We start from the raw sequence: 19,811 nt of genomic DNA, 5'->3' as shown, positions 1-19,811 counted from the left end.
CAACACAGGAACCCAAGCGATGCACAACCAACACTCTCCCCACATCGATCAAGCGACCATCGACCGCTGGCAGGCGGATGGCGCGGTGTTATTAAAAGGCGTCTTTACCCCCTGGGTCGATCGCCTCGCCGAGGGGGTCACGGCGCTGATGGCCAGCCCCAGCGAGTATGGTCATGCGCGCACGGTGATCCCCAAAGATGGTTCGCCGCCTTTTTTTCAGGACTACTGCAACTGGTCGCGGATCCCGGCGTTTAGCGAGTTTGTCTTTCAGTCAGCGGCCGCCGAGATCGCGGCGGCGCTGATGCAGTCGCAGACGGCGAAATTTTTCCATGAACATACGCTGGTCAAACCGGCCGGAGGCAGCACGGTGACTCCCTGGCATCATGACCAGCCTTACTATTGCGTCTCCGGCAGACAGAACGTCAGCTTCTGGATCCCGCTGGACCCGGTGGCGGAGGCCACTTCGCTGCGCTGCATTCGCGGGTCGCATCGCTGGGAGGAGGAGTTCAGTCCTACCCGTTTCAATGGCACTAAGCTTTACGAGCACACCCGGTTCAGCGCGCTGCCGGATATCGACGCCCATGAGGACGAATACGATATCGTCAGCTGGGCGCTGGAGCCGGGGGATGCGGTGGCCTTCCATTTCCGCACCGTCCATGGCGCCCGCGGCAACCCCGGCGCGCGGGCGCGACGGGTCTTCTCCGCCCGCTGGGTGGGGGATGACGCCGCGTTTGCCGATCGCGGTGGCGTGACGTCGCCACCGTTCCCCGAGCTGACCCTGCGGGACGGCGACCCGCTGGATTCCCCGCTGTTCCCCCAGGTTTGGCCGCGGGCGTGAGCCACTGGCGGCGGGATCTGCTATGATCCCGCCTTTCGCTGTCTGGAGCCTGTCGATGTTCAACGACGCCATTGTTTATGACCGTTACGGGCCGCCGGCCGCCGTGCTGACCCTGAAACGCCTGCCGCTGGCGCCGCTGGCGGGCGGACGGGTGCGGGTCAGGATGCGCTATGCCCCGGTGAATCCCTCGGATTTGATCCCCGTGACCGGCGCCTATCGCCACCGCACCCGACTGCCGGCCGTCGCCGGCTATGAAGGCCTTGGCGAGGTGGTCGCCGCGCCATACGGCAGCCGGCTGTCCGCGGGACAGCGGGTACTGCCTCTGCGCGGAGGCGGCACCTGGCAGCGGTTTATCGATCTGGATGAGACCTGGCTGGTGCCGGTGCCGCCAGCGGTTGACGATCTGCTGGCCGCCCGCGGGTATATCAATCCGCTGACGGCTATGCTGATGCTCAAGCGCTGGCCGGTTGCCGGAAAACACCTTGTGCTGACCGCGGCATCGTCCTCCTGCGCCAGCCTGCTGGGACAGTGGGCGCTGGCGATGGGCGCCCGCTCGGTGAGCGGGATTATTCGCTCGCCGCAGCACCGGGCGCGCCTGGAACAGGCCGGGATCTATCCGATCCTCGATACCGACCGGGCGCTGATGGAGAAGGTCAGCCAGCACAGCGATCTGGTGTTTGACGCGGTGGGCGGCGAACTGGCGAATACGCTGCTGTCGGTGCTGCCCGCATCGTCGACCCTGATCTCCTATGGTTTATTATCCGGGCGGCCGCTGACCCAGACGCGCGGTAGCGCGACGGTGCGCAAGTTTCATCTGCGGGAGGCGTTGCCGACACTCAGCGTGGCGGCGTGGCGGGCGGCGTTTGACGAGATTTGGCTGCGCTTGCCAACGACCACCCAGCCGCCGGCCCAGCGCATAGCGTTGAACGACTGGCGGGAGGCAATTGCCGCCGCCGACCAGCCGGGAAGAGGCGGTAAAATCCTGCTCGATTTCACCGCGGGCTAAGATTACTTTTTCTTCTCGCCAAGGGTTGGGGTTTCGTCAAAGAAGTTCCACGGCTTCAGCAGGGCGTGCGCCCACTCGGTCGGCATGATCGGCCACTCTTCGGCGCGCGCCACGTGGGTGGTGCCGGTGGTGATCCACACGACGTCATCGTGGTTAGTCAGCGACTCATCATCCTTTGCGTACTGCCCTAAGCCGGTATCCTGGGCGGAACGGTTCGGGTATTTCCCTTCCGGATAACGCTCTGTCGGGTGGTAGCGCGTCACCCACAGCTGTTTATCCATAAAGCTCAGGCGATGGTAGATCCACTCGTCCGGGGCGAACTTCGCGCCGGTCGCCGCCGGGTGCGTACCGCCGGCATACGGGATGATCTGATAAGAGACCGGGTTGCCCATGCGGTTCTCTTTGCTGGTGTTGCTCAGCAGGCGAATGGTTCCCGGGTCGAATTTCTGCGCCGCTTTCTGCTCGCTGTCAATGGTGTACTGATTCACCTGCATGGTACTGGTGCGCGGGCCACCGGCGGTGTTGGGCTTCACTTCAGGATCCATCGCCACCAGGGTGTTGTTTTCGCCGTCCACGTCGAGGTCGAGGCGGAAGTTATAGATGTGCTGATGGGTGGTGCCGACAATATTATGGTCGATCAGCGTCCCGTAGCGGGTATCCTCTTTGGCGCTGGGGTCATGCATGGTCTTCGCCATCACGCCTTTAACGGCTTCAATGCCGGTGGCGCCGGCGTCGATACCGATGGTGCCGTTGTCGTGGAACACCCAGTCAAAGATATAATCATAGTTCCCGACGGTACTGATCCAGCGTACCACCAGTTCCCGGCGTTCGGTGCTGACGTTGGGTTTGCCCATTTCCAGGTGCTTATATTCCGGCCCGGCATAGCGTTCGAATATGGCGACCGCGCCTGGAATCGTGGTCGGTTTGCCGGTGTAATCGGCGATGGTTTCATCCAGCAGCACCGCATTCGATGGCGCATCTTTACCTCGCACAATCGGCGATGTCAGGGTGCCCATGCCGTAATCGCCGGAGTCCAGATAGGCTTTGAAATACCAGCCGACGTCCGGGTCGCCGTAGGGGACGATCATCCCGCCCAGGGAACCTTCATACATCACCTGGCGTTTTTTGCCGTTATCGTTGTAGGTCACCGTCGAGAGAATTGGCCCGACGCGTGAGTTCAGGCGCAGGTGGAAATCCCAGTTCTGCCAGTGAATGGTATCCCCGGTAATGGTGTAGTTTTTGCCTTCCGGTTCGGTTATCTCCAGCGGTTTCACCGCCGGGGCGTTGCGGTCGCGGCCATCATACGGACGGGGCTCCATCGGTACCGGGATCACCGGGCCTTCCTCAATTTTGATAATTTTCTTCGCTTCAAGGTCGACCACCGCCACCAGGTTTTCAATCGGGTGCGCCCAGTAGTTGCCGTCGCCAGTATCGAGATAACTGACCACCTTCAGCAGACGCGCATCCTGTTGCAGGCCATCTTTGCCATCAAAATAGCCAACGGTGAGCGGGGTGGTGACCACTTTGCCTGGATCGGTAATACCGTGCTTTTTCAGCACCTCAGCGAATTCGCTGCTGGCGTTGATGATGTTCTGCACGCTGACACAATCATCGAGCAGTACCATCCCGTGGGCGCCTTTAATCGGCGTCCAGGAGAGGATTTTTTTGTTTTGCAGATCGACGACGGCTTCAATCACGTGTTTGCCATCCAGCATCACCACATCGGCGGTGCGCGGTGAATCGACCGGCGTACCCTGCAGGGCAAAGGCCCACACCGCCGCTTTATCCGGCTCGTGCAGGGAAATTTCGGTAAAGCGGGTATTGGGCTGGAATTCCGGCGCGGCTTTGACAAGGGTCACCGCTTCACTGATTTCCGCCGCCGAGAGCGAGTTTAACGGGTGAGGGCGCTTTTCCACCTGGAAGGTCTGATCGAGACCGGACTGGAACACATCGTTGATAAAGGTATCGGAGACCCAGGCTTTTCCTTCCTTCATCACCACCGGCACCTGCAGGTCAAGGGTTTTACCGTTGACGATCGCGGTTTTGGCGCCGGGCTTCACTTTGACGTAAGCGCCGTCTTTTATCAGGGTAAACATTTGCGCGTAGTCATCCCACTGGACATCGGCGCCGAACGCCTGCAGCGTTTTATCCAACGGCACCATGTGCGCTTCGCTGCCGTGGGCGAAGACCGGTGATTGCCAGGCGCAAACCACCGCGACGGCCAGCGCCAGCGCGGTTTTACGAGGAGAAAATTTCAAGCCGTTTGCCATAGTGACCTCATCTTATTGTTGTGTTGTCTCTTGCCGCTGCGAATGTCGGCTTTGTCACCCCTAAGCTACCAGCCAGCGGCGCCGGGGCGTTTGTTTGCTTTTGCCAGCTTGTTTGTCAGTTTTGCCAGACGGACGTAAAAAATGCCTCCGCAGAGGCATTGAGAACGTGCACCGATTTTTTTGCCGGGTGGCGGCTGACGCCTTACCGGGCCTACAGCCCCTACAGATCTAAATCATCGCTGGCGCTGGGGCCGCTGAAACTGCCGGTGCTGGCGGCCTCAAAATCGCTGAGACGTTCCCGGAAGGCCGGGGCAGCCCGCATGGATGCGGGCTGAGGGCCGTGTTTTGCAGGGACGCTGCCTCGGCCCGACCCGCAGCCTGCAGGGATAAGTCGAAGGTACCACGCAGTGGCGATTTTGCTGGCCGGAGCCCGGGGGTACAGGGGGCGGCGGCGACTGGCCGCCCCCTGTGCGCTCCCTGCGCCATGAGTGACATAACGCAGACGATTAATCGGGAGCGCAATGTGCGCTGAAGCCACAGATAACATAAAGGACTTCCCGGGGCGAAACCGTTGCAAACCGATTGCAGGATCAATGGCTCAAGGATCGGCCAACAGAGCGCCAGCGGTCTATTTTCCGCTATTACGCCGGAAAATCCCCTTGCTGGCGCGCCACCAGGGTCAGAATGGAATACAGCGCCACCGCCTGCTGGTGCTGGTTGAAAATCTCCACCGCCCATTCCACCACGCCGGTGGCTTTCTCATCGGCGCTACGCTGACGCTTAACGGTTTTACGCTTACAGGTCAGGCGAACCTGAATGGTGTCTCCCGGTTTGACCGGCTCAATAAAGCGCAGGTTTTCCATCCCGTAGTTGGCGATAACCGGCCCGACGCCGGCATCGACGAACAGCCCGGCCGCGGCGGAGATCAGGAAATAACCGTGGACCACCCGCTCGCCGAAAATCGACTCGGCGGCGGCGATTTTGTCCATATGCGCATAGAAATGGTCGCCGCTCAGGCAGGCGAAGTTAACGATATCCGCTTCGGTCAGGGTTCTGCGCGGGGTTAATAAGCTATCGCCAGGCTGGATCTCTTCGAAGTATTTACGGAACGGGTGAATGCGGTCTTCGCTAACCTGCGCGCCACGCACCCACTGCTGGCCGATGGTCGCCAGCATCGTTGGGCTGCCCTGGACCGCGGTACGCTGCATATAGTGTTTCACCGAGCGCAGCCCGCCAAGCTCTTCTCCGCCGCCCGCGCGGCCAGGGCCGCCGTGTACCAGCTGCGGCAGCGGCGAGCCGTGGCCGGTCGACTCTGCCGAGGACTCCTCGTTAAGGATCTGAATACGACCATGGGCGCGCGCGGCGCCAAGGATAAACTCGCGCGCCAGCTCGCCGCTGGCGGTGACCAGCGTACCAGCCAGACTGCCACCGCCGGCGCGTGCCAGCGTGAGCGCATGCTGGCGGTCGCGATACGGCATCAGCGTCGCTACCGGGCCAAAGGCTTCAATGGCGTGAACCTCTGGCGTTTCATCCGGCTGCGGGCAGTACAGCAGGGTCGGCGGGAAGAACGCGCCATCAGCATTAAGATCTGCCTGTCCGCCGAGCAGCGCTTCACAGCCGGCGGCGATCAGTTTATTGACGTTATCCTGCACATCCTGACGCTGTTCGCGATTAACCAGGGCCCCCATCTTAATGCCCTCCTGCGCAGGGTCACCGACGGTTACTTTATGCAGGCGGGAGATCAGTGCATCGCTAACCGCATTAATCTGAGCCAGTGGCACGATGATTCTGCGGATAGCGGTACATTTTTGCCCGGCTTTCGCCGTCATCTCGCGGACCACTTCCCGAATAAACAGCGCGAATTCCGGTTGCTCCGGGGTGACATCTTCGCCTAAAACGCAGCAGTTGAGCGAATCTGCTTCCATGGTAAAGGGAATCGATTTGGCCACCAGGTTAGGATGCGACCGTAGCTGCTGGCCGGTGGCGGCAGAGCCGGTAAAGGTCACCACGTCCTGGCTATCGAGATGGTCGAGAAGATCGCCCGCGCCGCCGCAAATCAGGCTGATGGCGCCTTCCGGCACCAGGCCGCTGTCGACAATCGCTTTCACCATCGCCTGGGTAAGCTGGGCGGTAGCGGTGGCCGGTTTAATGATCGCCGGCATGCCGGCAAGCCAGGTCGGCGCCAGTTTTTCCAGCATTCCCCAGCAGGGGAAGTTGAAGGCGTTGATATGTACGGCGACGCCTGATTTCGAGGTCAGCACGTGACGCGCGGCAAAACCCCCTTGTTTGGAGAGCGGGATGAGCTCGTCCTCCGGCCACAGGAGATCGTCCGGCAATTCGCGACTACCGAGCCCGGCATAGGTGAAAAGGGTGCCGATGCCGCCTTCAATATCCACCCAGCTGTCGGCGCGGGTTGCGCCGGTTTGCGCGGAGATGGCGTAGAACTCGTCTTTCTGCTCCAGCAGCCGTTTTGCAACCGCTTTTAACATCGCGCTGCGTTCAATAAAGGTCATGGCTTGCAGAGCCTTACCGCCGCGCTCAATCGCGAAGCGGCGCGCTTGCGCCAGATCCAGACCTTCACTGGTCACCTCCCAAAGCGCCGCGCCGGTAATGGCGTGATGGATAGTACGGGCGCGGCCCCGACCGGTCTGCCAGGCGCCGGATAAGTAGCTGGCTAACTGCTGCATCGCAAATCTCCAAATATGTTACGTGTGATATCTATAAATAGTTCTTTTATGAATCATAAAAATCAAGCCTGTATTTAATAATTTATTAACATTGTGATCGGTGGCTGATGGGGCGTTGCGTTTACGCTACTGATCTATCGGCTGTTTACAAAAGGTTTTGCGGTTGTTATCACAAAAGGAGCAAACAAAATTTGTGGTTTTATTTAACCAATATGTAACCTTCAATAAACAAAGTGATTCACATAAATGTTTATGTTGTGAATATCAGAATCATAAAGGTGATGACGTGACAGAAGAACAACGCTTTGACCAGCGCATCGCGCAGGAAACGGCCATCGAACCGCAGGACTGGATGCCGGATGCCTACCGTAAGACCTTGATTCGGCAGATAGGCCAGCACGCGCACTCGGAAATCGTCGGCATGCTGCCGGAAGGCAACTGGATCACCCGCGCGCCGACGCTGCGCCGCAAAGCGATCCTGCTGGCTAAGGTACAGGATGAGGCCGGGCATGGGCTTTATCTCTATAGCGCCGCGGAAACGCTGGGCTGCGCCCGGGAAGACCTGTATCAGAAAATGCTCGACGGGCAGATGAAATATTCCTCCATTTTTAACTACCCGACCCTGAGCTGGGCGGATATCGGCGTGATCGGCTGGCTGGTCGATGGCGCGGCCATCGTCAACCAGGTGGCGCTGTGCCGGACCTCCTATGGCCCCTATGCCCGGGCGATGGTCAAAATCTGCAAAGAAGAGAGCTTTCACCAGCGTCAGGGTTTTGAAGCCTGCATGGCGCTGGCGCAGGGCAATGACGCGCAGCGGCAGATGCTGCAGGACGCCATTAACCGTTTCTGGTGGCCGGCGCTGATGATGTTTGGCCCCAACGATGACAACTCGCCGAACAGCGCCCGCAGCATGGCGTGGAAAATCAAACTGCACTCCAACGACGAGCTACGTCAGCGCTTCGTCGATAACACCGTGCCGCAGGTAGAGATCCTCGGTATGACCGTCCCGGACCCGGATTTGCAGTTTGATGAAGCCAGCGGCCACTACCGCTTCGGCGAAATCGACTGGCAGGAATTTAACGAGGTGATTAGCGGCCGTGGGATTTGCAATCACGAGCGGCTGGCCGCCAAGCGTAAGGCCTGGGAAGAGGGCGAGTGGGTGCGCGAGGCCGCGCTGGCCCATGCGCAAAAACAGCAGGCCCGCAGCGCGGCATGAGGAGAGACAACATGAGCAAAGTTTACTGGCCGTTATATGAAGTGTTCGTTCGCAGCAAACAGGGGTTATCCCATCGTCACGTCGGCAGTCTGCACGCCGCTGATGATCAAATGGCGCTGGAGAATGCCCGCGATGCCTATACCCGCCGCAGCGAAGGCTGCTCAATTTGGGTGGTGAAGGCCAGCGAAATCGTTGCTTCGCAGCCGGAAGAGCGCGGCGAATTCTTCGACCCGGCGGAAAGCAAAGTCTACCGTCATCCGACTTTCTATACCGTGCCGGATGGCATGGAACACATGTGAGGCGGCGATGAATAACCCTAACCCCGTAGCCACCTACGCCCTGCGGCTTGGCGACAATGGTCTGGTTCTGGCCCAGCGTTTAGGCGCCTGGTGCGGCCATGCTCCCGAGCTCGAGATCGATCTTGCGCTGGCCAACATCGGCCTCGACCTGCTCGGCCAGGCGCGCAATTTTTTAAGCTATGCCGCCGAGCTTAACGGCTGCGGCGACGAAGATACGCTGGCCTTTGGCCGCGATGAGCGCCAGTTCAGCAACCTGCTGCTGGTGGAGCAGCCAAACGGCAATTTTGCCGACACTATCGCCCGCCAGTTCTTTATCGATGTCTGGCACGTCGCTCTGTTCAGACGCCTGGTGAACAGCCGCGACACGCAGCTGGCGGCCATTGCCGCTAAAGGGCTGAAAGAGGTGCGTTACCACCAGCGCTTTAGCCGCGGCTGGCTGGAGCGTCTGGGTAACGGCACCGAGTTATCAAATCGCAAAATGCAGCAGGCGGTCGACAATCTTTGGCGCTTCACCGGCGAACTGTTCCTTGCCGATGAAGTGGAGCTCAGCCTGGTTGAGCAGGGCATTGCGGTTGATCCGCGCGAGCTTCAGGCCGAATGGCAAAGCGCGGTACACACGGCGCTGCTCGACTCCGGCTTACAGATCCCGCAGGAAGCGGCCTTCCGCAGCGGCGGCAAACAGGGGCTGCACAGTGAACATCTCGGCCCGCTGCTGGCGGAGATGCAATATCTGCAGCGTTCGCATCCCGGACTGCAGTGGTAAGTGAGGTGACTATGCAACGTCTTGCCGATATCGCTCCTGCAGAGGTTCGCACCATCTGGGGGTTATTAAGCGCGATCCCGGATCCGGAAGTGCCGGTACTCACCATCACCGACCTCGGTATGGTACGCAGCGTCGCGCGCCATGGCGACGGCTGGGTGATTGGCTTTACCCCGACCTATTCGGGCTGTCCGGCGACGGAGCATCTGCTGGGCGAGATCCGTACGGTCATGAGCGAGCATGGCTTTCTGCCGGTGCATATCGTCCTGCAGCTGGATCCGCCGTGGACCACCGACTGGATGAGTCAGGATGCTCGCGAGCGCCTGCGCCAGTACGGCATCAGCCCGCCCCAGGGGCACGCCTGCCACGCGGACATGCCCGCTGAGGTGAGCTGTCCGCGCTGCGGCAGCACCCATACTTCGCTGATTAGCGAATTCGGTTCCACGGCCTGCAAAGCGCTCTATCGCTGCGACAGCTGCCGGGAACCTTTTGATTACTTTAAATGTATTTGAGGTTGCCATGACGACGTTCCATTCGCTTAAGGTGGCGAGAGTCGAGCCGGAAACCCGCGATGCGGTGACCATCACTTTTGCGATTCCGCAAGCCCTGCAGGCGGAATACTGTTTTCGCCCGGGCCAGCATCTGACGCTAAAAGCCCGTCTGGGCGGCGAAGAACTGCGCCGCTGTTACTCCATTTGTCGCAGCCGCACGCCAGGCGAAATTAGCGTCGCGGTCAAAGCCATCGACGGCGGGCGCTTCTCGCGCTACGCCCAGCACGATATCCAGCAGGGTATGGAGCTGGAAGTGATGGTGCCGCAGGGGCATTTCGGTTATCAACCGCAGGCCGAACGGCAGGGTGAGTATCTGGCGATTGCCGCCGGTTCCGGGATCACGCCGATGATGGCGATCATTAGCGCGACGCTGGCGACCGAGCCGCAAAGCCGCTTTACGCTGATCTACGGCAACCGCAGCAGCCATAGCATGATGTTCCGCCAGGCGCTGGCCGATTTAAAAGACCGCTATCCGCAGCGCCTGCAGGTGATACACCTGTTTAGCCAGGAGTCGATGGACAGCGATCTGCTACAGGGGCGCATTGACGGCGACAAACTGCGCCAGCTCGCTGACCATCTGCTGGATTTCAGCCGTTTCGACGAGGCCTTTATCTGCGGGCCGGCGGTGATGATGGACGAGGCGGAAGCGACGTTACGTGAACTTGGCGTAGCGGAGAAATCGATTCATCTCGAACGCTTTAATACCCCAGGCGGCAATGTGAAGCGGGCCGCTGGAGTGCAGGCGGAAGGGCGCACGGTGACCATCCGTCAGGACGGGCGCGATCGGCTTATCGCCCTCAGCGCCGAAGACGACAGCATCCTGGATGCCGCATTGCGTCAGGGCGCCGATCTGCCGTTCGCCTGTAAGGGCGGGGTATGCGCCACCTGTAAATGCAAAGTGCTACGCGGTGAAGTGGCGATGGCCGCCAATTACAGCCTGGAAGCGGATGAGCTGGCGGCGGGCTACGTGCTGAGCTGCCAGTCGTTGCCGACCAGCGGCGATGTGGTGGTCGACTTTGACGCGCGGGGGATGGCATGAGTGACCTGCTGATCCACCGTCATGGCCGGGCGCTTCAGTTGACGCTGAACCGCCCGCAGGCCCGCAACGCGCTGAACAATGCCTTATTAACCCAGATTGCCGAGGTGCTGGAGGCCGCGGCAGTTGATGACAGCGTCGGCGTCTGCGTTATCAGCGGTAACGCGCGTTTTTTCGCCGCCGGGGCTGACCTCAATGAAATGGCGGAAAAAGATCTGCCTGCCACCCTTGATGATATTCGCCCACGGTTATGGGCGCGAATCGATGCCTTTACTAAACCGCTCATCGCTTCGGTCAACGGCTACGCGCTCGGTGCCGGCTGCGAGCTGGCTCTGCTGTGCGACATGATTGTCGCCGGCGACAACGCCCGCTTTGGCCTGCCGGAAATTACCCTCGGCATTATGCCGGGCGCTGGCGGCACCCAGCGGCTGATCCGCAGCGTTGGCAAGGCGCTGGCCAGCCGGATGGTGCTGAGCGGCGAGAGTATTGACGCCCGCCAGGCGCAACAGGCCGGGCTGGTCAGCGATATCCATCCGGCGGCTTTAACCGATGAGTATGCCCTGAAACTGGCAACCACCATTGCCCGCCATTCGCCGCTGGCGCTACGGGCGGCAAAACAGTCGCTGCGCCTGTCGCAGGAAGTCAGCCTGCAGGCTGGTCTGCAACAGGAGCGCCAGCTGTTTAGCTTGCTGAGCGCCACCGAGGACCGCCGCGAAGGCATCGACGCCTTCTTACAAAAACGTACACCGGAATTTAAAGGACGCTAATCGTGGAAGCTTTCATTCTCAGCGCAGTGGAACAGGGCGTCATGACCATTACCCTCAATCGCCCGGACCGCCTCAACAGTTTTAACGATCTGATGCATCAACAGCTGGCGGAATGTCTGAAGCAGGCCGAGCGTGATGACGGCGTACGTTGCTTGCTGATCACCGGCGCCGGTCGCGGCTTTTGCGCCGGCCAGGATTTGAACGATCGCAATGTCGACCCCAGCGGCCCACCGCCGGATCTCGGCCTGTCGGTAGAACGCTTTTACAACCCGTTAGTGCGCCGTCTGGCGGCGCTGCCGAAGCCGGTTATCTGCGCGGTCAACGGCGTGGCCGCCGGCGCTGGCGCCACCCTGGCGCTGGGCTGCGATATCGTGCTGGCCGCGCGTTCGGCGAAATTTGTGATGGCGTTCAGCAAGCTCGGCCTGGTGCCGGACTGCGGCGGTAGCTGGTTCCTGCCGCGGGTGGCCGGCCGCGCTCGCGCGATGGGGCTGGCACTGCTGGGCGATAGCCTCAGCGCGGAACAGGCCGCGCAGTGGGGGATTATCTGGCAACTGGTGGACGATTCAGAACTGGCGGATACCAGTCTGCAACTGGCGCGCCATCTGGCGGCGCAACCGACGTTTGGTCTTGGGCTGATTAAAAAGGCGCTGCTGGCTTCTGAAACCAACAGTCTCGATGCGCAGCTGGACCTTGAGCGCGATTATCAGCGCCTGGCCGGGCGCAGCGATGATTACCGCGAAGGGGTCAGCGCGTTTCTGGCCAAGCGGCCACCACAGTTCAGCGGGAAATAGGCCATGACAACATCCTTAGCTACCGTGGCGGTGATTGGCAGCGGCACCATGGGAGCCGGTATTGCTGAAGTAGCCGCTGCCGCCGGACATCCGGTGCGTATTTTCGATATTAATCAAACCGCGATTGCCCAGGCGATCGACGGCATTGCTATGCGTCTCGCCTCACGGGTAGAGCGCGGCAAACTGGCGTCAGAGCAGGCCGACGCGCTGCTGGCGCGCCTGCATCCGGCTCACGATTTAGCCGCGCTTGCCGACGCGGATTTAGTAATTGAAGCGGCCTCTGAACGCTTGGAGGTCAAAACGGCGCTGTTCGCGCAGCTGGCGGAGATCTGCGCGCCGTCAACGTTGTTGACCAGTAACACTTCGTCTATTTCGATTACCGCCATCGCCGCCGGGGTCAAAAACCCGGAGCGGGTGGCTGGGCTGCACTTTTTTAATCCGGCGCCAGTGATGAAGCTGGTCGAGGTGGTGAGTGGCCTGGAGACCTCTGCTGAGGTGGTAGAGCAGCTGTGCCAGTGCGTAAGCGGCTGGGGGAAACAGCCGGTACGCTGCCGCTCAACGCCGGGATTTATCGTTAACCGCGTAGCGCGTCCGTTCTACGCTGAGGCCTGGCGCGCGCTGGAAGAACAGGTTGCCGCTCCTGAGGTTATCGATGCCGCTTTGCGTGACGGCGGCGGTTTTCCGATGGGACCGTTGGCGTTGACTGACCTGATTGGCCAGGACGTCAACTTCGCTGTGACCTGTTCGGTGTTTAACGCCTTCTGGCAGGACCGCCGCTACCTACCATCGCTACTCCAGCAAGAGCTGGCGCTGGCCGGGCGGCTGGGTAAAAAGAGCGGCCACGGCGTCTATCGCTGGCCCGCGGAGACGCAGCCGGACGCGGCGCTGCCGCCGGTATCTATTGGCGCTCAATCCATTACAGCTATAAGTGACGGTGTCACAGAGCTCGATGAGCTCTTGTTGCTGGAGACCGAAGGCGAGACCGCGCTAGCGTTAAGCGTTAAGCATCACCGCCCGGTGGTGGTGTATGACCTGTGCGCCAGCGAAACGGTGGTGCTGGCCGCAGCGGCGACCAACGCGCCTGCGGCCACTGAAAAGGCCGTGCATTACTTCCAACAGCAGGGCAAGAAAGTTCTGCGTATTGCCGATTATCCCGGCCTGCTGGTGTGGCGCACGGTGGCGATGTTGATTAACGAAGCGCTTGATGCGGTGCAAAAAGGGATCGCCAGCCCGCATGATATTGATACCGCGATGCGCCTTGGCGTCAATTATCCGCACGGCCCGCTGGCGTGGGGAGAACGCCTTGGCTGGCGGCGGGTGCTGCAACTGCTGGAGAACCTGCAACACCATTATGGCGAGGAGCGCTATCGCCCCAGTTCCCTGTTGCGCCAGAAGGCGCTGATGGAGAAGCACCATGAGCAATGATCCGTGGCGCAACGCGCGCGTGATGTACGAAAAAGATACCTGCGCCAGAAAGATGGGGATCGAACTTATCGAAATGGACGATGGTTTTGCGCAGATGAGCATGACCGTCTCGGCGGACATGCTTAACGGCCATCAAACCTGTCACGGCGGTCAGCTATTTACGCTCGCCGATACCGCTTTCGCTTACGCCTGTAACAGCCAGGGGCTGGCGGCGGTGGCCTCGGCGGCAAGCATTGATTTTCTTCGTCCAGCGTTTGCCGGCGACAGGCTGGTCGCCACCGCAAGAGTCAAACAGCAGGGCAAGCTGACCGGCGTCTACGACATCGAAATTGTTAATCAACAGCAAAAGATTGTGGCCCTGTTCCGCGGCAAATCGCACCGTATCGGCGGCACAATCACGGGAGAAGTGTAATGCGCGACGCCTTTATTTGTGACGGGATCCGCACGCCGATTGGCCGCTACGGCGGAGCGCTGGCCGGCGTCCGCGCCGACGATCTGGCGGCGATCCCGCTACGTGAGTTGCTGAGCCGTAACCCCGGGCTCGACCCGGCAGCGATTGATGATGTGATTTTCGGCTGTGCGAACCAGGCCGGTGAGGATAACCGCAACGTGGCGCACATGGCGACGCTGTTGGCAGGTTACCCGCATACCGTACCGGGCACCACGATAAACCGCTTGTGCGGATCGGGTCTGGATGCGATCGGTTTTGCCGCCAGGGCGATCAAAGCCGGCGATGCCGATCTGCTGATTGCCGGCGGCGTGGAATCGATGTCGCGTGCGCCGTTCGTGATGGGAAAAGCGAGCACGCCGTATCAGCGTCAGTCGGAACTCTTTGATACCACGATTGGCTGGCGTTTTGTGAACCCGCTCATGGCGCAACACTTCGGAACTGACAGCATGCCGGAAACGGCCGAGAATGTAGCTGAATTGTTAAATATCAGCCGAGCCGATCAGGACGCTTTCGCCTGGCGCAGCCAGCAGCGTACGGAGCAGGCCCAGCGCGACGGCATTCTGGCGCAGGAGATCGTGCCGGTGCAGATCATCGGCAAGAAAGGGGCGGTCAGCGCGGTACGCGATGATGAGCATCCCCGCCCGGAAACCACGCTTGAGCAGCTGGCGAAACTGAAAGCGCCGTTCCGCCAGGGCGGCGTCATTACCGCGGGCAATGCTTCCGGCGTCAACGATGGCGCCGCGGCGCTGATCATCGCCAGCGAACAGCAGGCCGCTATCCAGGGGCTCACGCCGCGGGCGCGTATCGTGGCGATGGCGACGGCAGGTGTTGAACCGCGCCTGATGGGGCTGGGGCCGGTACCGGCGGTGCGTAAAGTGCTGGAGCGAGCCGGACTCAATATTAACGATATGGATCTGATTGAGCTGAATGAGGCCTTCGCCGCGCAGGCGCTGGGGGTGCTCAGACAGCTCGGCGTGCCGGATGATGCGGCGCATGTGAATCCCAACGGCGGCGCCATCGCGTTAGGCCATCCGCTGGGCATGAGCGGCGCGCGACTGGCGCTGAGCGCCAGCCTTGAGCTGCAACGCCGGGGCGGGCGCTATGCGCTGTGTACGATGTGTATTGGCGTGGGTCAGGGCATTGCCATGATCCTCGAGCGAGTGTGAGCTAATTTACCTGCGAGTACCCTACAATGATAACTACTACAAAATTAGATCCGATTGAAACCGCATCGCGTGACGAACTGCAGGCCCTGCAAACCCAGCGCCTGAAATGGACGCTGAAGCATGCGTATGACAATGTGCCGATGTATCGCCGCAAATTCGACGCCGCCGGCGTGCACCCTGACGACTTTCGGGAATTAAACGATCTGCAAAAATTCCCCTGTACCACCAAACAAGATCTGCGCGACAACTATCCCTTCGATACCTTCGCGGTGCCGATGGAGCAGGTGGTGCGCATTCACGCCTCTTCCGGCACCACCGGCAAACCGACGGTGGTGGGCTACACGCAGAACGATATTGATAACTGGGCCAATATCGTCGCCCGTTCGCTGCGCGCCGCCGGCGGCACGGCGAAAGATAAAATTCACGTCGCCTACGGCTACGGCCTGTTTACCGGCGGCCTTGGCGCGCACTACGGCGCGGAGCGTTTAGGCGCGACGGTGATCCCAATGTCCGGCGGACAGACCGAAAAACAGGCGCAGCTGATCCGCGATTTTCAGCCGGATATGATCATGGTGACGCCGTCCTACTGCCTGAATCTGATTGAAGAGCTTGAGCGCCAGATGGGCGGTGACGCCCGCGGCTGCTCGTTACGCGTCGGCGTGTTTGGCGCCGAGCCGTGGACGCTGGCGATGCGCGCGGAGATCGAGCGCCGCCTGGGGATCACCGCCCTGGATATTTACGGTTTGTCGGAAGTCATGGGGCCGGGCGTAGCGATGGAATGTCTGGAAACCGTTGACGGCCCGACCATCTGGGAAGACCACTTCTTCCCGGAAATCGTCAACCCGGACGACGGTACGCCGCTGGAAGATGGCGAGCATGGCGAACTGCTGTTTACCACGTTGACCAAAGAAGCGCTGCCGGTGATCCGCTATCGTACCCGCGATCTGACGCGCCTGCTGCCAGGAACCGCGCGGACCATGCGCCGCATGGATCGCATCAGTGGACGCAGCGACGATATGCTGATTATCCGCGGGGTTAACGTCTTCCCATCACAGCTGGAAGAGGAGATCCTCAAGTTTGAACACCTGGCGCCGCACTATCAGTTAGAGGTCAATCGCCGCGGTCATCTTGATTCGCTGGCGGTGCGCGTTGAACTGAAAGAGAGCGGGCTGGCGTTAAGTCATGAACAACGCTGCCAGATTTGCCATCAGTTGCGTCACCGCATTAAGTCGATGGTCGGGATCTCCACCGATATTACTATCGTCAACTGCGGCAGCATTCCTCGCTCTGAAGGGAAAGCCTGTCGGGTATTCGACCTGCGTAAAGCGGTGGTCAGCGGTTAATTCTCTCCCCGGTTACCCGGCTGAGGCCTTTACGCCGTAAGCCGGGAATTTCCTGTGCTATGATTCATAAAGGAAAAAAATAACAACAGAATGAATCAGATGAGTAAACTCGACGCCTTTATTCAACAAGCGGTGACGGCGATGCCGATCAGCGGCACGTCATTAATTGCCTCGCTGTATGGCGACGCTTTATTGCAGCGCGGTGGGGAAGTGTGGCTGGGCAGCGTTGCGGCGCTGCTGGAAGGATTAGGCTTCGGCGAGCGCTTTGTCCGCACCGCGCTATTTCGCCTCAATAAAGAAGAGTGGCTCGATGTCGTCCGTATCGGCCGGCGCAGCTTCTATCGCCTGAGCGATAAAGGGCTGCGCCTGACCCGGCGCGCGGAACATAAAATTTATCGCGCCAGTGCCCCGGAATGGGACGGTACCTGGCTGCTGCTGCTTTCGGAAGGCCTGGAGAAAAATGTGCTCGCCGACGTCAAAAAGCAGCTGCTGTGGCAGGGCTTTGGCGCGCTGGCGCCCAGCCTGCTGGCCTCGCCGTCGCAAAAACTGGCCGATGTCCAGTCGCTGCTCCACGAAGCGGGCGTCGCCGAAAACGTCATCTGTTTTGAAGCCCATTCGCCGCTGGCGCTCTCCCGTGCGGCGCTGCGCAGCCGCGTGGAGGAGTGCTGGCATCTCACTGAACAAAACGAGATGTATGAATCTTTCATCTCGCTATTCCGACCGTTACTGCCGCTGCTGCGCGACTGCGACCCGGCCGAGCTGACGCCTGAGCGCTGTTTCCAGATCCAGCTGCTGCTGATCCATTTTTATCGCCGGGTGGTGCTCAAAGATCCGCTGCTGCCGGAGGAGCTGCTGCCGGCGCACTGGGCGGGGCAAACCGCCCGCCAGCTGTGTATCAATATTTATCAACGCGTGAATCCCGGCGCGCTGGCGTTCGTCAGCGAGAAAGGGGAAAGCTCGGTGGGCGAGCTTCCGGCGCCGGGCCCGCTCTATTATCAGCGCTTTGGCGGTTTGCCGGGCGCATAAGGAGGTTGCATGCCGATTTATCAGATTGATGGGCTGACGCCAGTGGTGCCGGAGGAGAGCTACGTCCACCCAACCGCCGTGCTGATTGGCGACGTGATCCTCGGCAAAGGGGTCTATGTTGGACCCAACGCCAGTCTGCGAGGCGATTTTGGTCGCATCGTGGTCAAAGACGGCGCCAATATTCAGGACAACTGCGTCATGCACGGTTTCCCCGGCCAGGATACGGTGGTGGAAGAGGATGGCCACATCGGTCACGGCGCTATTCTGCACGGCTGTGTGATTGGCCGCAACGCGCTGGTGGGCATGAGCGCGGTGATTATCGACGGGGCGGTCATTGGCGAAAACAGCATTGTCGGCGCTTCGGCCTTTGTCAAAGCCAACGCCGAGATGCCCGCCAACCATCTGATTATCGGCAGCCCGGCAAAAGCGATTCGCACCCTGAGCGAACAGGAGCTGGCGTGGAAAAAACAGGGTACCTGTGAATACCAGGTGCTGGTGGAGCGCTGTAAGCAGACGCTGCATCAGGTGGAGCCATTACGGGAAGTGGAAGCAGGGCGTAAGCGACTGGAGTTTGATGAAAACCTGCGGCCAAAAACGCAGCGCTAACTTTCCAGGGCAACCCGGAGGGGCTCAGTGGATTAGTGCTCAGCCAGTTCACGAAAGAACGCCGGGTTGGCCTGGATAACCGCCAGTACTTTTGCTGCCAGGCCTGTCGGGTTGCGCCGCCTGGACTCCCAGCTTTTGATAGTATCCACGCTGGTACCCAGCGCTTTTGCCATTTCCGCCTGCGAAACATTAAGCTGCGTGCGGATGGCTTTCACATCAGCAACTTCATAGCGCGTCGCTCGGGCTGGGGCCTTGTTGCCGTCTTTGATCTCAACAGCCTCTTCCAGGGACGCTTTAAGCTCGTCGAAGTAACCCATTTCAAACCTCATTTTTTAGTCGCCGGGTCAGTTTCCTGAGTTCGTTTTTTTCCGCTGCGCTCAGGCTCACTTTGGTGTGCTTCGGGTAGGCTAAGACGAGATAGATAATCTCGCGGGTTGCCAGAAAATAAATCACCCGCACGCCGCCGCTTTTTCCCTGTGAGCCTGTCGCCATTCTTATTTTCCGTAACCCACCGGTATCCTGGATAAGATCGCCGAAATCCGGATTGCCTATGAGTTGCCTCTGCAGTGCCCTCAGATCTTCATCGCTGGCCAGCTGTTTTATCTGGCGGGTAAATAGCGACGTTTCGATAAATTCAATGGCATGACACACGAAAACGCTCCTTGCTAAGGTACCATGTACACCATCGGGTGTACATAGTACGCACTCCTGTTTTTAACCATGACAACGGTTGCCGTCAGCGACCGGGAGTGAGCCAGATTCGCGCGGCGACAGCCATGGTACAGGCTGGTGGCTTAAGGCGTTGGAATGATGTGTGAATTTACGAGGCGGCTCGTAAAAGGGGGATGGGCGAGGGGAAAAAACACTCCCGCTGGGCGGCGGGAGTGGAAATCTTAGGCTGCAACCACGCTGTCGATGGCCGCTTTCGCGTCGGACTGCGCTTTGGCCGCCACTTCCGGGCCGTAAGCGATACCTTCGGCGAACACAAAGTTCACGTCGGTGATGCCGATGAAGCCGAGGAAGGTGGACAGGTACGGGGTGACCAGGTCGGTCGGGGTATCTTTATGGATACCGCCGCGGCTGGTCACGACGACCGCACGTTTACCGGTCACCAGACCTTCCGGCCCTTTCTCGGTGTAGCGGAAGGTGACGCCGGCGCGAGCCACCAGGTCAAAATAGTTTTTCAGCTGCGTCGGGATGTTGAAGTTGTACATTGGCGCAGCGATAACAATCACATCATTGCCTTTCAGTTCGGCGATCAGCTCGTCGGAAAGGGCCAGCGCTTCCTGCTGACGCGGAGTCAGCGGCGCGTCGCTCGGACGCAGGGCGCCAACCAGTTCACCATCCAGAACCGGGATCGGATTAGCGGCCAGGTCACGCACGGTGATCTCGTCGCCCGGGTGTTTTTCCTGCCATTGTTCAACAAAATAGTCGGAAAGCTGACCAGATTGTGAGTACCCTGCCAGAATACTGGATTTCAGAACTAATACTTTGCTCATGGGTGTTTCCTTTTTTAATGTGATTGACGGGTCAATGCCCTGGTGCTTGTTGACACTGTATTCACAATCGCGCC

General features: G+C 60.0%; 20 protein-coding genes. 15 read left to right on the top strand and 5 right to left on the bottom strand.

What is annotated here, in order from left to right:
• Nucleotides 1-19 precede the first annotated feature (19 nt).
• Both N438_RS04555 and N438_RS04550 read left to right on the top strand, forming a co-directional pair.
• The gene (locus tag N438_RS04555; RefSeq protein ID WP_032754209.1) at nucleotides 20-838 is read left to right on the top strand and encodes a phytanoyl-CoA dioxygenase family protein; all 819 of its coding nucleotides are present in this window, start codon (nucleotides 20-22) and stop codon (nucleotides 836-838) included.
• 22 nt (nucleotides 839-860) lie between these two features.
• Nucleotides 861-1,844 (top strand): zinc-dependent alcohol dehydrogenase family protein, encoded by a 984-nt coding sequence (locus N438_RS04550; protein ID WP_162499974.1) that lies wholly within the window; start codon nucleotides 861-863, stop codon nucleotides 1,842-1,844.
• A gap of 2 nt (nucleotides 1,845-1,846) precedes the next feature.
• Here N438_RS04550 and tynA read toward each other — a convergent pair whose 3' ends face one another.
• Complete coding sequence (gene tynA / locus N438_RS04545) at nucleotides 1,847-4,114, bottom strand: primary-amine oxidase (protein WP_116696118.1); 2,268 nt, start codon at nucleotides 4,112-4,114, stop codon at nucleotides 1,847-1,849.
• A 641-nt stretch (nucleotides 4,115-4,755) separates the two neighbouring features.
• Nucleotides 4,756-6,801, bottom strand: a complete 2,046-nt coding sequence (gene paaZ / locus N438_RS04530) for a phenylacetic acid degradation bifunctional protein PaaZ (RefSeq protein ID WP_116696116.1) — start codon at nucleotides 6,799-6,801, stop codon at nucleotides 4,756-4,758.
• A 286-nt stretch (nucleotides 6,802-7,087) separates the two neighbouring features.
• Between paaZ and paaA the strand changes: the two genes are divergently transcribed.
• From paaA to paaY, 13 genes are all read left to right on the top strand, one after another.
• Entirely contained in the window at nucleotides 7,088-8,017 is a 930-nt protein-coding gene (gene paaA / locus N438_RS04525) for a 1,2-phenylacetyl-CoA epoxidase subunit PaaA (RefSeq protein WP_004176377.1), read from the top strand.
• An 11-nt stretch (nucleotides 8,018-8,028) separates the two neighbouring features.
• On the top strand, nucleotides 8,029-8,316 hold the full coding sequence (gene paaB, locus N438_RS04520) for a 1,2-phenylacetyl-CoA epoxidase subunit PaaB (protein ID WP_004224492.1): 288 nt from the start codon (nucleotides 8,029-8,031) through the stop codon (nucleotides 8,314-8,316).
• 7 nt (nucleotides 8,317-8,323) lie between these two features.
• Nucleotides 8,324-9,079 (top strand): 1,2-phenylacetyl-CoA epoxidase subunit PaaC, encoded by a 756-nt coding sequence (gene paaC, locus N438_RS04515; RefSeq protein ID WP_116696114.1) that lies wholly within the window; start codon nucleotides 8,324-8,326, stop codon nucleotides 9,077-9,079.
• An 11-nt stretch (nucleotides 9,080-9,090) separates the two neighbouring features.
• On the top strand, nucleotides 9,091-9,588 hold the full coding sequence (gene paaD, locus N438_RS04510) for a 1,2-phenylacetyl-CoA epoxidase subunit PaaD (RefSeq protein WP_004224495.1): 498 nt from the start codon (nucleotides 9,091-9,093) through the stop codon (nucleotides 9,586-9,588).
• Nucleotides 9,589-9,595: 7 nt separating this feature from the next.
• Nucleotides 9,596-10,666 carry a 1,2-phenylacetyl-CoA epoxidase subunit PaaE gene (paaE, locus tag N438_RS04505; RefSeq protein ID WP_015705611.1) on the top strand — a complete coding sequence of 357 codons (1,071 nt, stop codon included), beginning with the start codon at nucleotides 9,596-9,598 and terminating at the stop codon, nucleotides 10,664-10,666.
• Nucleotides 10,663-11,430: a 2,3-dehydroadipyl-CoA hydratase PaaF gene (paaF, locus tag N438_RS04500; protein WP_032711768.1), complete on the top strand. Its 768-nt coding sequence runs from the start codon at nucleotides 10,663-10,665 to the stop codon at nucleotides 11,428-11,430. The genes paaE and paaF overlap by 4 nt, the downstream gene beginning before the upstream one ends.
• A gap of 2 nt (nucleotides 11,431-11,432) precedes the next feature.
• Nucleotides 11,433-12,221 (top strand): 2-(1,2-epoxy-1,2-dihydrophenyl)acetyl-CoA isomerase PaaG, encoded by a 789-nt coding sequence (gene paaG / locus N438_RS04495; protein ID WP_032711767.1) that lies wholly within the window; start codon nucleotides 11,433-11,435, stop codon nucleotides 12,219-12,221.
• 3 nt (nucleotides 12,222-12,224) lie between these two features.
• Nucleotides 12,225-13,646: a 3-hydroxyacyl-CoA dehydrogenase PaaH gene (gene paaH, locus N438_RS04490; protein ID WP_116696113.1), complete on the top strand. Its 1,422-nt coding sequence runs from the start codon at nucleotides 12,225-12,227 to the stop codon at nucleotides 13,644-13,646.
• Nucleotides 13,636-14,058 (top strand): hydroxyphenylacetyl-CoA thioesterase PaaI, encoded by a 423-nt coding sequence (paaI, locus tag N438_RS04485; RefSeq protein WP_023279988.1) that lies wholly within the window; start codon nucleotides 13,636-13,638, stop codon nucleotides 14,056-14,058. The genes paaH and paaI overlap by 11 nt, the downstream gene beginning before the upstream one ends.
• Nucleotides 14,058-15,263, top strand: coding sequence for a 3-oxoadipyl-CoA thiolase (gene pcaF / locus N438_RS04480; RefSeq protein WP_023297512.1), 1,206 nt, complete (start codon nucleotides 14,058-14,060; stop codon nucleotides 15,261-15,263). The genes paaI and pcaF overlap by 1 nt, the downstream gene beginning before the upstream one ends.
• 26 nt (nucleotides 15,264-15,289) lie before the next feature.
• Nucleotides 15,290-16,606: a phenylacetate--CoA ligase PaaK gene (gene paaK, locus N438_RS04475; protein ID WP_008805116.1), complete on the top strand. Its 1,317-nt coding sequence runs from the start codon at nucleotides 15,290-15,292 to the stop codon at nucleotides 16,604-16,606.
• A 99-nt stretch (nucleotides 16,607-16,705) separates the two neighbouring features.
• Entirely contained in the window at nucleotides 16,706-17,632 is a 927-nt protein-coding gene (gene paaX / locus N438_RS04470) for a phenylacetic acid degradation operon negative regulatory protein PaaX (protein ID WP_162493262.1), read from the top strand.
• A gap of 9 nt (nucleotides 17,633-17,641) precedes the next feature.
• The gene (paaY, locus tag N438_RS04465; protein ID WP_116696112.1) at nucleotides 17,642-18,238 is read left to right on the top strand and encodes a phenylacetic acid degradation protein PaaY; all 597 of its coding nucleotides are present in this window, start codon (nucleotides 17,642-17,644) and stop codon (nucleotides 18,236-18,238) included.
• 32 nt (nucleotides 18,239-18,270) lie between these two features.
• On the opposite strand, the gene nadS is transcribed toward paaY, so the two are convergent.
• The 3 genes from nadS to azoR form a co-directional block, all read right to left on the bottom strand.
• Nucleotides 18,271-18,555 carry a NadS family protein gene (gene nadS, locus N438_RS04460; RefSeq protein ID WP_023297513.1) on the bottom strand — a complete coding sequence of 95 codons (285 nt, stop codon included), beginning with the start codon at nucleotides 18,553-18,555 and terminating at the stop codon, nucleotides 18,271-18,273.
• Nucleotide 18,556: 1 nt separating this feature from the next.
• Nucleotides 18,557-18,889 carry a type II toxin-antitoxin system RelE/ParE family toxin gene (locus tag N438_RS04455; protein WP_023297514.1) on the bottom strand — a complete coding sequence of 111 codons (333 nt, stop codon included), beginning with the start codon at nucleotides 18,887-18,889 and terminating at the stop codon, nucleotides 18,557-18,559.
• A 242-nt stretch (nucleotides 18,890-19,131) separates the two neighbouring features.
• The gene (gene azoR / locus N438_RS04450; protein ID WP_002902889.1) at nucleotides 19,132-19,737 is read right to left on the bottom strand and encodes an FMN-dependent NADH-azoreductase; all 606 of its coding nucleotides are present in this window, start codon (nucleotides 19,735-19,737) and stop codon (nucleotides 19,132-19,134) included.
• Between the last annotated feature and the right edge of the window lie 74 nt (nucleotides 19,738-19,811).

The sequence above is a fragment of the Klebsiella sp. GL120222-02 genome (assembly GCF_003097195.1).
Lineage (GTDB): Bacteria > Pseudomonadota > Gammaproteobacteria > Enterobacterales > Enterobacteriaceae > Klebsiella > Klebsiella variicola.
The sequence above is the reverse complement of the archived record's forward strand: the minus strand, read 5'-3'. Positions and strand labels throughout refer to the sequence as shown.

What these genes read in the sequence shown, in the direction of transcription:
- paaY (WP_116696112.1), top strand. Translation starts at nt 17,642, where the DNA reads ATGCCGATTTATCAGATTGATGGGCTGACGCCAGTGGTGCCGGAGGAG.
- paaC (WP_116696114.1), top strand. Translation starts at nt 8,324, where the DNA reads ATGAATAACCCTAACCCCGTAGCCACCTACGCCCTGCGGCTTGGCGAC.
- paaF (WP_032711768.1), top strand. Translation starts at nt 10,663, where the DNA reads ATGAGTGACCTGCTGATCCACCGTCATGGCCGGGCGCTTCAGTTGACG.
- tynA (WP_116696118.1), bottom strand. Translation starts at nt 4,114, where the DNA reads ATGGCAAACGGCTTGAAATTTTCTCCTCGTAAAACCGCGCTGGCGCTG.
- paaI (WP_023279988.1), top strand. Translation starts at nt 13,636, where the DNA reads ATGAGCAATGATCCGTGGCGCAACGCGCGCGTGATGTACGAAAAAGAT.
- paaB (WP_004224492.1), top strand. Translation starts at nt 8,029, where the DNA reads ATGAGCAAAGTTTACTGGCCGTTATATGAAGTGTTCGTTCGCAGCAAA.
- N438_RS04555 (WP_032754209.1), top strand. Translation starts at nt 20, where the DNA reads ATGCACAACCAACACTCTCCCCACATCGATCAAGCGACCATCGACCGC.
- paaX (WP_162493262.1), top strand. Translation starts at nt 16,706, where the DNA reads ATGAGTAAACTCGACGCCTTTATTCAACAAGCGGTGACGGCGATGCCG.
- azoR (WP_002902889.1), bottom strand. Translation starts at nt 19,737, where the DNA reads ATGAGCAAAGTATTAGTTCTGAAATCCAGTATTCTGGCAGGGTACTCA.
- paaH (WP_116696113.1), top strand. Translation starts at nt 12,225, where the DNA reads ATGACAACATCCTTAGCTACCGTGGCGGTGATTGGCAGCGGCACCATG.
- N438_RS04550 (WP_162499974.1), top strand. Translation starts at nt 861, where the DNA reads ATGATCCCGCCTTTCGCTGTCTGGAGCCTGTCGATGTTCAACGACGCC.
- nadS (WP_023297513.1), bottom strand. Translation starts at nt 18,555, where the DNA reads ATGGGTTACTTCGACGAGCTTAAAGCGTCCCTGGAAGAGGCTGTTGAG.
- paaK (WP_008805116.1), top strand. Translation starts at nt 15,290, where the DNA reads ATGATAACTACTACAAAATTAGATCCGATTGAAACCGCATCGCGTGAC.
- paaE (WP_015705611.1), top strand. Translation starts at nt 9,596, where the DNA reads ATGACGACGTTCCATTCGCTTAAGGTGGCGAGAGTCGAGCCGGAAACC.
- pcaF (WP_023297512.1), top strand. Translation starts at nt 14,058, where the DNA reads ATGCGCGACGCCTTTATTTGTGACGGGATCCGCACGCCGATTGGCCGC.
- paaD (WP_004224495.1), top strand. Translation starts at nt 9,091, where the DNA reads ATGCAACGTCTTGCCGATATCGCTCCTGCAGAGGTTCGCACCATCTGG.
- paaZ (WP_116696116.1), bottom strand. Translation starts at nt 6,801, where the DNA reads ATGCAGCAGTTAGCCAGCTACTTATCCGGCGCCTGGCAGACCGGTCGG.